Origin of the sequence: Lysinibacillus sp. NPDC095746 (assembly GCF_044763535.1) — a bacterium.
Lineage (GTDB): Bacteria > Bacillota > Bacilli > Bacillales_A > Planococcaceae > Lysinibacillus.
Map to the genome: position 1 here is coordinate 1 of NZ_JBIWGL010000033.1, position 12,440 is coordinate 12,440.

At 39.4% G+C, this 12,440-nt stretch carries 8 protein-coding genes; 6 read left to right on the forward strand and 2 right to left on the reverse strand.

Going from position 1 to position 12,440, the window contains the following annotated elements; genetic code table 11:
- Positions 1–922 (forward strand): IS3 family transposase (locus ACIQ7N_RS19710; RefSeq protein WP_402935344.1); only part of this gene is annotated, 922 nt, incomplete at its 5' end.
- Positions 923–985: 63 nt separating this feature from the next.
- Here ACIQ7N_RS19710 and ACIQ7N_RS19715 read toward each other — a convergent pair.
- Both ACIQ7N_RS19715 and ACIQ7N_RS19720 read right to left on the reverse strand, forming a co-directional pair.
- Positions 986–1,312 (reverse strand): AzlD domain-containing protein, encoded by a 327-nt coding sequence (locus ACIQ7N_RS19715; RefSeq protein WP_402935347.1) that lies wholly within the window; start codon positions 1,310–1,312, stop codon positions 986–988.
- Complete coding sequence (locus ACIQ7N_RS19720) at positions 1,309–2,040, reverse strand: AzlC family ABC transporter permease (protein WP_402935350.1); 732 nt, start codon at positions 2,038–2,040, stop codon at positions 1,309–1,311. Before ACIQ7N_RS19720 ends, ACIQ7N_RS19715 begins: the two co-directional genes overlap by 4 nt.
- Positions 2,041–2,164: 124 nt before the next feature.
- Between ACIQ7N_RS19720 and ACIQ7N_RS19725 the strand changes: the two genes are divergently transcribed.
- The 5 genes from ACIQ7N_RS19725 to ACIQ7N_RS19745 all read left to right on the forward strand — a co-directional run bounded on the left by ACIQ7N_RS19725 (position 2,165) and on the right by ACIQ7N_RS19745 (position 12,324).
- Positions 2,165–2,716 (forward strand): helix-turn-helix domain-containing protein, encoded by a 552-nt coding sequence (locus ACIQ7N_RS19725; protein WP_402935352.1) that lies wholly within the window; start codon positions 2,165–2,167, stop codon positions 2,714–2,716.
- Positions 2,717–2,727: 11 nt separating this feature from the next.
- Positions 2,728–3,357, forward strand: coding sequence for a TVP38/TMEM64 family protein (locus ACIQ7N_RS19730; RefSeq protein ID WP_132363977.1), 630 nt, complete (start codon positions 2,728–2,730; stop codon positions 3,355–3,357).
- A 475-nt stretch (positions 3,358–3,832) separates the two neighbouring features.
- Positions 3,833–7,342: a helicase-exonuclease AddAB subunit AddB gene (gene addB / locus ACIQ7N_RS19735; RefSeq protein ID WP_402935355.1), complete on the forward strand. Its 3,510-nt coding sequence runs from the start codon at positions 3,833–3,835 to the stop codon at positions 7,340–7,342.
- 1 nt (position 7,343) lies between these two features.
- Positions 7,344–11,060 (forward strand): helicase-exonuclease AddAB subunit AddA, encoded by a 3,717-nt coding sequence (addA, locus tag ACIQ7N_RS19740; RefSeq protein WP_402935357.1) that lies wholly within the window; start codon positions 7,344–7,346, stop codon positions 11,058–11,060.
- A gap of 97 nt (positions 11,061–11,157) precedes the next feature.
- Positions 11,158–12,324 carry a DUF418 domain-containing protein gene (locus tag ACIQ7N_RS19745; RefSeq protein WP_402935360.1) on the forward strand — a complete coding sequence of 389 codons (1,167 nt, stop codon included), beginning with the start codon at positions 11,158–11,160 and terminating at the stop codon, positions 12,322–12,324.
- Positions 12,325–12,440: the final 116 nt, after the last annotated feature.

A 12,440-nucleotide genomic window follows, 5' to 3' on the forward strand; every position in this document is an offset into this window, starting at 1 on the left:
GGAAGAAATCAAAATAAGTACTGCACAAAAATTTGAATTAATCCATCAAATTATTGAAAAATATCAATTAAAACGAATGGTAAGATATCTTTGTGAAATCGCAAATGTTTCACGCTCAGGCTACTATCGCTATTTTAGTGAAGAAGCTGTCTTAACTCGTCAAAAACAGAATGAAGAAGATGAAGTGGTAAAAGAGGTTATTTTAAAGGCTTTTCATTTCCGAGGACGAAAGAAAGGTGCACGTCAAATAAAAATGACACTCGAAAACCAATATGAAATTACCTACAACCTTAAGCGTATTCGTCGCATTATGAAGAAATTTAATATTGTCTGCCCTATTCGAAAAGCGAATCCAGCACGTCGTATGGCAAAAGCAACAAAGGAACATCGCACATGTCCTAACAATTTAGACCGTAACTTCAAGCAAGGTGTAGCAGGAAAAGTATTACTAACCGATATCACATATTTAACATATGGCGGTGGTAAACGTGCTTATTTATCAACGATAAAAGACGCTGAAACAAATGAAATTTTAGCTTATGAAGTATCTTCTACGTTGAGTATAGAAATTGCGCTCAACACGTTACATAAATTGAAGAAGCATCGCCATTTAAGGGAAGATGCCTTTATCCATTCGGATCAAGGTTTCCACTATACGAATCCAAAATTCCAAGCCTTAGTAAAGAAAATTGGCTTGGGGCAGTCCATGTCACGTCGAGGAAATTGTTGGGATAATGCGCCACAAGAATCATTCTTTGGACATTTTAAAGATGAAACAACAATTAGAGCATGTGAAACGTTAGAAGAAGTAAAGAAAGAAATTAAGAGTTATATGATTTACTACAATCATTATCGAGGGCAATGGAATTTAAATAAGCTGCCGCCTGCAAAATACAGACAGCAGCTTCAGAAAGTTGCCTAACCTTTTTTAAAATGTCCTTTACAAAGGGTACATATTACTTTCTCACTTTTAAGACTGACCTTTTTACATGAAGAATCTTACGGCTGCCATAATGATAACCCCCGCTAAAACTGTAACAGATAAGCTTTTGGTAACAATTGCAATTATAAGCGTTGGTACAAAGGTGATCAAAACGGGCCAATTTAATGTCACAATTTTTCCGCTTTCTGTATCCAATAAGTTTTCGATAACAAGAGCACTCAAAATACAAACTGGGATAAAGCTTAGCCATTTTAATACAACCTCAGGTAGTTTTACATTTCGAACGAAAATAAAAGGAATAATACGTGGTAGCCAGGTGACAAGTGCACAGCCAATGATGAGCCATACCATAGTAGTAGTTGTCGTCATTTATCTGTCACCACCCCTATAGTTGCTACAATAACTGTTGAAAGAAGAACAGCCACATGGGAGGGCACAATATAAGAAAGACCATACATAATGACAACCATATAGCCGATTAACATAAGATAATGCATTATTTTACTTTTACCTACACTGTTAAGTTGGAGAACAAGAAGTGCCACAAACATAGCTACCAATGCGAAATCTAAGCCCCATTTTTCAGGAGTTGCTACCCACTGTCCTAAATATGCGCCGGTTACACAAGAAAGAATCCAAAATGAGTAAGCAGTTATGTTCAGCCCATCCATCCATTTACCATGTAATTTCCCGCTTTGCATTTGCTTTGTAACAGCAACGCCAAATGTTTCGTCCGTTAATAATGTGCCGAAACCAACATTTCTTAGCATGGAATAGCGTGTAAAGTGCGGGGCTAATGTTAAACTCATTAATAAATGGCGTAGATTTACAACAAAAATGGTTACAATAATAGCAGAAGCAGGGCTATTTGTTAAAAGAAGTGCACAAAAGATAAATTGTGCGGAGCCTGCATAGATGAGTATAGTTAATAGTGCAATTTCGAATAGAGATAACCCAGAAGCGGAACCTACAACACCGAAAGCGAGTCCTATGCTTATATAACCGAGTAAAGTGGGAACACAATCTTTAACACCTTGTAAAAAGCTATCGTCTGGCATGTTTGCTGTTTCATTCTGAAAATCGGTTGTACTTGTCATAAAGAAATCGTCCTTTCTTAAAAATTTCCATGTATACTAAAAATAGAATAGTCTAATAGTTTGATGTGGTTATTAAAGTATACATATGTCTGATAAAATAAACAAGGGAAATTGGTGAATAAAAATGGAGCAAATGAGTCGGAATTTGGCATTTCAATTAAAGAAGATCCGGCAACAACGTCAATTAAGCTTAGATGATGTTGCCAAAGCTACAGGGGTAAGTAAAGCCCAACTGGCCCAAATTGAAAAAGGGGAGGCAAATCCTACAGTATCAACGATTTGGAAAATTGCTGCGGGAATGCGTACTTCATTTTCTTCATTATTACAAGCACCAACAGCTCACTTCATGAAATATAGTAGTAAGGATGCGCCGCGTGTAGATGAAGATGAGGGGCGGTATCGTGTGTATTCCATTATTCCTTATAATCCAGATCGTGGCTGGGAACTTTATAGGATTGAAATGGAGCCTGGTGCTTTCAGTAGAAGTGAAGCCCACACAGAAGGGGTAGAGGAAACTGTGACTGTAATCCAAGGGCTGGCCAATATTTCTGCTGGGGAGATGCATGAATTACTAGAAGAAGGGGATACACTAGTATTCTCAGGACATCAACCACATGAGTATAAAAATACTTCGGAAAAGTTAACGATTTTACATTTAATTTTGCAATATAAATAGAGGTGTCAATTTTGAGTGAATGGTTTACTGTAGATAATATTGAGCAAATTGCGGCACAATATCGAACGCTTGGCCCGGTTATTGGTTTGTTTTTAACGTTTATAGAGGCGTTTTTTCCATTTTTACCTTTGGTCGTGTTCGTTGTCGCAAATGCGAGCGCATTTGGTTTATGGTTAGGTTTTTTATTATCCTGGATAGGATCAGTAGCGGGTTCATATGCGGTATTTTTGCTTGTCCGACATTTTGGCAAGCATCCAAAGCTTCGATTTGTAACAGGCAGTAAAAAAGTAGAGAAGCTAATTAAATGGGTAGATATGAATGGTATTAGTCCTCTGTTCGTGTTACTTTGTTTTCCTTTTACCCCCTCAATCATTGTAAACATTGTGGCGGGGCTATCTCATATTCATAAAAAGTTTTATTTTGTGGTGTTATTGGCTGGAAAGTTCGTTATGATTTTAGGAATGAGCGTACTTGGTTACGATTTAAAGTCACTCCTAACGAGCCCTGTTAGACTGATTATTGCAGCTGTTGCGATTATCTTGCTTTGGTGGGTTGGCAAGTTTATGGAGAAACGATTAAATGCACGGGTAGAAAGAGACTTAAAACATGCAAGAAAATTGACGAAAAATCATCAACGTTGAAAGTTGAATATGCACATCTTACCCCTTTTATCATGTAAAATGAGAGAAGGGGTTTTTTATCTTCATTCATAAAGGTAAGGCGATGTTCGAGAAACGTGGAGCAGCGTTTAGATAAAATAGTAAAATGTAAAGATAGAGAAGCAAAAAGCTCGGGGGAACCATCAACGTAATCGGATCCATGCAAAAACTGCTCAGGTAGACCAGCAAAGCCCGTGTAATCTCCCATCTCTATAGGTGTTGTAATGAATTCGGGTTTAAGTACAAACATCCACAGAAAAGAAGTTAAAGCCTCCGGCGGATGTCACGGTAATCGGAAAGGAGTTAATAAAGGATGTTAGCCTAAAATCATCGCATCTTTGCAATAACGGCTAATTGACCTGCATCCTGCAGGCCTAAGCACAAAGCCGATTCCGGACGCAATTATGTCGAGGCATAATTGATATAGATTATTAAATTAACAGGAGGAGAAAAGGACATGACATTGCGTATTGTATCAGGACGTTCAGGAACGGGTAAATCAACGTTTATTCATCAAGAGATTGTCGAGCAACTAAAAACAGATCCGTTAGGTCATCCAATTTTTGTGATTGTACCTGACCAAATGTCTTATTCAACGGAGTATGAGCTGACGAATAAGCATGACTTGAAAGGCTTAATCCGTGCGCAGGTCATGACATTTAAACGATTAGCATGGTTAGTATTACAGGAAACGGGCGGTATTGCTCGAAAAGAAGTAAATGGCTATGGCTATCGAATGCTTATTCGCAAACTTTTAGAGGAACAAAAAAGTGAGTTTTCATTATTTCGACAAGCAGCTGGGAAACGAGGCTTTACGGAGGAAATTGAAACGCTATTACGAGAGTTTAGTCGTTATAGTGTAAATAGTTCGGTGTTAGCTGAAGTGACCGCGTCTTTGCAGGCCATTGATGCGCCAAATACATTGCAAGCGAAGACGAATGATTTACAAGTAGTTTTGCAAGCTTTGGAGGAACGACTTGGCACGACATATGTCGATAGTGAGGGGTATTATCCGATTTTAACCGAGCAACTAAAATACTCCGAGACGATGAAGCAGGCGTCAATTTATATAGATGGTTTTACAGCATTTACGGTAAGAGAATTAGAACTTGTAAAAGAGTTATTAAAGGTGACAAAACAGGTAACGGTAGTTCTTCCCTTTGACCATATCGATGAAGTTTATGATGAGCAATCTTTATTCCATGAAGCCGCTTCTACGAACCAACGTTTACACGATATTGCATATGAAGAAGGCATTGAAGTTGAAGCACCATTGCACTTCTATCATACGTATCGTTTCCAGTCTAGTGATTTACAGCATATGGAAGCACGCTTTGCTGATATGGTGCCTCAAACGAAAGAAACTTCAGGTGATGTTATGGTGCTAGAAGCATCTAATCGACGTGCGGAGATACATGCCATTGCCCGGGAAATAACAAAGTTGACGAGAGAGAACGGGTATCGTTATCAAGATATAGTACTTCTTTATAGACAAGCAGAAGTCTATGACCCGCTCATCACAACAATTTTCCAACAATATGAAATTCCTATTTTTACGAATTCGAAAAAGACGATGTTGCATCACCCTTTAATTGAACTTAGTCGATCTGCTTTAGAGGTTATTACTTCCAATTGGAAGTATGAACCAGTTTTTCGGAGTGTGAAAACAGATCTATTTTTCCCGTTACATGCTGAATTAAATGTTTGGCGTGAGCGAGCCGATCGATTGGAAAACTACTGTTTAGCACATGGCGTCTTTGGGGAGCGCTGGTTTGAAGAAGCTCGATGGTTTTTCAAAAAGTATCGTGGACTAGAATTCTATTCACGAGTGCAGACGGATGAAGAACGTGCCATGCAGGCAGAAATCGAGGCTATTCGCGACGAAATTCGTCAGCCGCTTAAATCATTACAGGACAAGCTGGAAGTGGCGACAACCGGTAGAGATGTAGCGACAGCTTTATATGAGTTGATTGAGCATTTAAATGTTTATGAAAAGCTCCAAGCAATGAAAGACCGTGAACTTGATCAAGGTGATGCATTAGCTGCAAGTGAGCATGATCAAGCGTGGAAAGAATGGATTGCAGTGCTCGATCAGTTTGTGTATATGTTTGGTGAGCAGGAGATGTCCGTAGAGGAAGCGGCGAAAATCTTAGATGAGGGCTTTGATACATTAGAATTTTCACGTATCCCGCCTACATTAGATGAAGTTATGGTAGCGACAGTTGAGTTAGCTCGTTTATCGAATATAAAAGTCGCTTTTGTTTTAGGAATGAATGATGGAGTCTATCCAACTCGTATGGATTATGAGGGATTGCTGTCAGATAACGAACGTGAATGGTTTAGTCAAATTGGCTATGAACTGGCGCCAACATCTAAAAATCGTTTACTGCAGGAAAATTTCTTGCTATATCGAGCTTTAACGACACCTTCCGATAAATTATATATGTCCTATCCAACGGCAGATGAAGAGGGCAAGGCGCTACTATCTTCGCTCTATATAAAGAAAATTATCGGCAATGATAAAACGGCAGGCCTTTTGAGTGGTGTCGAGGTCGAGCGAGTTGTAATCGATCCAATTGAACTATTGGACGAAAGTGCATTACCGTATTTACGCCATCCACGTACAGCTTTAGCACATTTAATGGTGCAAAAACGCCAAGCTGAACATAGTCGAGAACTAGCGCCAGAGTGGCTTGCTTTACAAAAGTTTTATAAACAGGACCCTTATTGGGCACTTATTTATGATCGAGTTTTACATCCGATCACTCATAAAAATGAAGCAGAGCCATTAGAAAACCACATCACTCAGGAATTATATGGTCAAAAGCTAACATCTAGCGTGTCTCGTATTGAGAAATATTTCCGCTGTCCATTCTCTCATTTTACTACGTATGGACTTCATCTAGAAGAGCGGGCAGAGTACAGACTAGAAACATTTGCAATGGGTGATTTATTCCATGAGGCATTGAAATGGATAACTGAAGAGACACACCGTCTGCAACTATCATGGATACGTTTAACAAAGCAGCAAATTAAACAATTAGCACGCCAAGCTGTCGAGCAAATTGTGCCGGTATTTTCACATCAAATCTTACTGTCAAGCGCACGTTATCGCTACATTCAACGCAAACTTATTCGTATTGTCGAGCGAACAATGACGGCACTTACGCAGCATGCGAATGTATCTCATTTTAAGCCAATTGCCATTGAGGCATCATTTGGACCGGGGCAAAATGAACAGCTTCCTCCACTTGAAATAGATTTAACAGGTGGTAAAAAAATGTTTATGCGAGGTCGTATTGATAGGGTGGATAGTGCGTCTATTGATGACCGCTCTTATTTACGGATCGTCGATTATAAATCATCCGCTCGTGATTTAGATTTGAATGAGGTGTACCATGGTTTGTCTCTACAGGTACTAACGTATTTAGATGTGGCGATGGAAAACGCTTCTTATTGGCTACCAGGTGAGGTGGAGCCAGCTGGGGTTCTTTATGTACATGTCCACAATCCAATGCTAAAGCTTGATAAGGATTTAAGTGATAGTGAAATTGAAGAAGACCGTTTAAAACAATACAAAATGAAAGGTCTTTTGTCAGAAAATGCGGAGGCCATTTTATCAATGGATGAGCAATTAGAGGAATCGAGTGGGCATTCAAAAATTATTCCAGTCTATATGAAGAAAGATGGGACACCGTCAGAATCTCAGTCGCGTATAGTACCTGTTAATGATATGAAAAATCTACAGCATTTTGTACGGCGCAAGCATCAAGAGGCTGGTGATGGAATTTTAGCAGGGGATACGTCCATTAGTCCTTATAAACTTAAAACAAAAACAGCATGTGATTACTGTCAATTTACAGCTGTTTGTCAATTCGACCCATCTGATGGCAAGCAAAGCTATCGTCAGTTACAGCAAGCAAAACCGAATGATATCGTTGAGAAAATTCGGAAGGAGATGAAGTAAGTTGGTACAAAAAATACCCGAAAAGCCAGCGGAAGTAACGTGGACTGACGACCAATGGAAGGCCATCTATGCAAGCGGCCAGGATACACTTGTATCGGCTGCGGCAGGCTCTGGTAAAACGGCAGTACTTATTAATCGCATGATTGAAAAGGTAGTTGCGATAGAGGATCCCATCAATGTGGATGAGTTACTTGTCGTTACATTTACAAATGCATCTGCTGCTGAGATGCGTCACCGTATGGCGGAGGCGCTTGAAAAGGCTATTGCAGAAAATCCAACTTCCAACCATTTACGACGCCAGCTAAGCCTTGTCAATAAAGCACAAATTTCAACGCTGCATTCTTTCTGTCTAGCAATCGTTAAACAGTATGCCTATATGTTAGATATTGACCCAGGCTTTCGTATAGCGAATGAGGCGGAGGTTGCGTTGCTAAGGGACGATATATTGGCAGAAGTATTAGAAGATGCTTACGATTCAGAGGATGAGGCACAGGTTCAAGCAATCTACCACCTCGTTGATAGCTTTACGTCGGATCGTGATGATCAAGCTATTGAAACATTAATAAGCAAGCTATATGATACGTCTCGTGTACATGCAGAGCCTCTAAAATGGCTTCGTAGTCTACCAGAGACATATGACTTAGCAGCGGACGTAACCATTGATGATTTAGAGCTGTCGAAATATGTAAAGTTAACAGTCAAGCATAGTCTTGAGGAGGCATTCGTTTTAATTTCTGAAATGCGTGCCATTACGTTACAGCCCGAGGGACCGGCTCCATATGCTGAAACCGCAGAAATGGATTTTGCCATGATTCAGGAAGGTATTCGTATTAGTCGTGAAGGAACGTGGCAGGAACTCTTTGATTATTTTGGTACGGTGAAATGGTCAACGTTAAAGCGTGTATCAAAGGATGCTTTAGTAGATCTAGAGCTACAAGAGCTTGCCAAGAAAAAACGTGAGTCAGCTAAAAAAATTGTCAATAAGCTGAAAGAGACTTATTTTGTTCGTACTCCTGCACGCTTGCTTGAAGAAATACGATTAATGGGTCCGACGATCGGAACATTAGTCGAATTAACAAATATTTTTAGTGAACGGTTCCGCATGGCAAAATTAGAACGAGGAATTATTGATTTCTCAGATTTAGAGCATTTCGCATTGCAAATTTTAACTGTAGAAGTTGAAGGTAAATTACAGTCTTCACCTGTTGCATTAGATTTGAAACAACGGTTTAAAGAAGTACTTGTTGATGAATATCAAGATACAAATATGCTTCAAGAAACAATATTGCAGCTTGTGAAAACAGGTAGTGAGCAAGATGGAAATCTATTCATGGTTGGGGACGTGAAGCAAAGTATTTACCGTTTCCGTTTAGCAGAACCGAAGCTTTTTATGCGAAAGTATAGTGAGTTTCTAGAGGCCCCAGATTTAACGGGAATGCGTATAGATTTAAACGCTAATTTTCGTAGTCGAAAAGAAGTGTTGAACGCTACAAACTATGTATTTGCACAAATTATGGGTGAGCGTGTAGGGGAAATTCTTTATGATGAAAATGCTTCATTAAAGCCAGCAGCGCCGTATGATGATAAAGAAGTTCCGGTAGAGCTAGTCATCATGCATCCTCCTGAAGAAGAGGTATTGGACGAAGAGGCGGAAGACATTGCAAGCGATGCCTCTGAACTAGAGGAATTAAAAAAATCACAGTATGAGGCACGTTTTATCATTGAGCGTATTCGGCAGATGATGGAGGATGGGACAACCGTATTCGATACAAAAACGAAGACAGAACGTCCATTAAAATATAGTGATATTGTGATTTTAATGCGTTCAATGACATGGTCAACAGATTTAGTGGAGGAATTTAAGCTTGCGGGAATCCCTCTCTATGCGGAGTCCGCTAAAGGATATTTTGATGCGCTTGAAGTCATGATTATGCTGAATGTACTAAAGGTTGTCGATAATCCATATCAGGATATTCCTTTAGCTTCAGTGCTACGTGCACCATTTGTTGGCTTAACAGAAAATGAGCTAGCAAAAATACGGTTAGCAGATAAAAAAGCACCATTTTATGATGCATTAAGGCAATTTATTCGAAGTGATGGGCATGGTGTGCATTCAGATACTTTTGTCAAGCTTCAACGATTTATGCTAGCATTTGAAAACTGGCGAGATTTAGCACGACGTGGTTCACTGTCAGATTTAATTTGGAAAATTTATTTAGACACGCATTATTATGAGATGGTTGGTGCTATGCCAAATGGTAAGCAACGTCAGGCCAACTTACGCATTTTACATGACCGTGCTTTAATGTATGAGAAAACAGCCTTTCGAGGACTATTTCGCTTTTTACGTTTTATTGATCGTATGCGTACGCGTGGAGATGATTTAGGAACAGCTAAATCGATTGGAGAAAAGGATGATGTTGTACGTCTTGTTACGATCCACTCTTCAAAAGGTTTGGAATACCCTGTTGTCTTTGTTGCAGGGATGGGGAGACCGTTTAATAAAATGGATTTCCACAATCCATATTTATTCGATCAAGATTTTGGCCTTGCCGTGAAGGCAATTGATCCAGAAAATCGTATTACGTATACATCGCTACCATTTTTAGCGCTAAAGGAGAAAAAGGAGCTTGAAATGCGGGCTGAGGAAATGCGTGTATTATACGTAGCGATGACACGTGCGAAGGAGCGACTTATTTTAGTAGGCTCCGTAAAAAATTGGCGTAAGACGCTCGAAAACTGGCAGGATGCTCAAAGTTTACCTGTGAATGCCCCATTACAAGAGTATTTACGCGCGCGGGCTAATAGCTACTTTGATTGGCTTGGGCCTGCAGTTGCGAGACATGCAGATTTTGCAAAAATTGCTTCTTCTTCCTATAAGGCATCTGAAGACATATCGCATTGGTGGATAAGAGCTGTTGAAACAAGCCATTTTGCGTATGACATACAGGCGTTAGAGGATGAGGTACAGCCATTGCTAGAAACGCCAGAGGACGAAGCATTGCTGTCGGAAATTACGAAGCGTTTTCAAGCACATTATGCATTTCAGACATCAACACAAAAACGCTCAAAAACATCTGTAAGTGAAATAAAGCGTTTAGAAAATTTACAGCGACAGGAGGAGCCTGAATATTACTTTTCAGTACCTTCTAAGCAAAAAACGACGACTATTGCGCCCCGTCCAACCTTTTTACAGGACAAACAGCTAACAGGTGCAGAAATAGGAACAGCAGTCCATACAGTCATGCAACATGTACCTCAAAACGGCTTTACGGATGTTCAGGAGGTTAAAGACTTTGTCGCTAATTTAGTGGCAAGACAGCTTCTGACCGAGGCGGAGGGGAAGATTGTCCCATGGAAAAAAATATATAATTTCTTTGCAACAGATATTGGACAACGCTTTAAAAAAGCAAAAACAATCCGAAGAGAACTGCCATTTACGATTAGTAGAGTAGATGAAGATGGCGACGCTCAAATTGTGCAAGGGATTATTGATTGCTTATTTGAGGATGAGAATGGTGAATGGATTTTGCTTGATTATAAAACAGATCGCATTCAATCACATTTTGCTGAGGAGCCAGCCCTAACAAAGGAACTTTTAGGCCGATATGGCGTTCAGCTGAGAGTTTATAGTGAGGCGATTGAATCTATCCTTCATATCAAAGTGAGTGATAAAGTTCTATATTTATTCGATATTGAACGGGCTTTACATGCATAAGTGAACAGGTGTAACAGGGCAATCTAATATAATTTCATATAAAGGAATGAATGTTAGAGAGCTCTGTTTTCGCCGTATACATAGAGGAGGCTATTTTGTGGAGTTAAAACCGACAATGTTGCAGGAGCGCGTCGCAACATTAGATATTTTGCGAGGTATTAGCTTACTAGGCATTTTACTCGTTAATATGTTTGCCTATTATTTGCCGATGCCATATATTGATTTGGCATCATGGTTTACTACACCATCTGATATAGTGTGGCAGCAAAATTTAGATATTTATGTACAAAGTAGCTTTTATCCGCTGTTTGCCATGTTATTTGGCTATGGGCTTGCTATGCAGTGGCAGAAAGCGCAAAGTCGTGAACAAAATTTTTATGCAATAGGACTGCGAAGACTTTCTGTATTATTTGTATTTGGTTTGCTCCATGCTGTGCTCATTTGGTGGGGCGACATTTTGATGATGTATGCATTTTGCGGCATTTTTTTATTGCTTTTACTACGTCTTCACCCTATTTGGTTATTGTCAATAGGTATTGTGATTAACGGCGTTATGCAAGTTTCTATGTTATTCATTGTAGGATATATTAATTTTAATATGAAAATTGATGAGTATTTAGATATTACTTCGGTAGAGCAGGCGATAACTTCTTACGGAACGGGCAGTTGGATGGATGCATTTATGCAACGTTTAACCGATTTATCTGTTCAGGCGGGGATCGGCATGTGGTTTGTAGCGTTATTTACAATTTTACCATTTATGTTAATGGGTGCCGCGGCATCTAAATGGCATTTAGTGGAACGAGCAAAGGAGCTAAAATGGCTTTGGCTAGCATTAGCAATAGCTGGATTAGCAGTTGGCATTTTTATTAAGAGCTTACCAGTCATGTTTACGCGTACTTATTTGCTAGACTACTTGAAAGTATATATAGGTGGTCCAATTTTAGCAGTTGGCTATACAGGGCTCATTGTTTTACTTTGTTTACTTCCAGTTATACCAAAGCTGCTTAGTCCTTTTGCAAAAATAGGGCGTATGTCATTAACGATGTACATACTTCAATCAATCATTGGAACAGGTTTATTTTATCAATTTGGATTTGGCTGGTATGGAAAAGTGAGCGTCGCAACAGGTGTGTTAATTGCAGTCGGTATTATTATTGTCCAAATGATTGTGGCAGAAATTTGCTTAGCGAAATGGCAACAAGGCCCGTTAGAGGCTTTATGGCGCAAGTTAACATATAAAGCGAAAACTAAAGTAAGTTAATTGTATTCAGCGTGTCGGCAACATATAGTTAATGAATACGTCTTGTATAATAAGAATAATTAATCGTGACTTGGCTCATTATTAAAAGTTGGGATAGCATTTGTTAAAACGTATGT

Coding starts and splice junctions, on each gene's coding strand:
- ACIQ7N_RS19715 (WP_402935347.1), bottom strand. CDS start 1,312: ATGACGACAACTACTACTATGGTATGGCTCATCATTGGCTGTGCACTT.
- ACIQ7N_RS19720 (WP_402935350.1), bottom strand. CDS start 2,040: ATGACAAGTACAACCGATTTTCAGAATGAAACAGCAAACATGCCAGAC.
- ACIQ7N_RS19725 (WP_402935352.1), top strand. CDS start 2,165: ATGGAGCAAATGAGTCGGAATTTGGCATTTCAATTAAAGAAGATCCGG.
- addB (WP_402935355.1), top strand. CDS start 3,833: ATGACATTGCGTATTGTATCAGGACGTTCAGGAACGGGTAAATCAACG.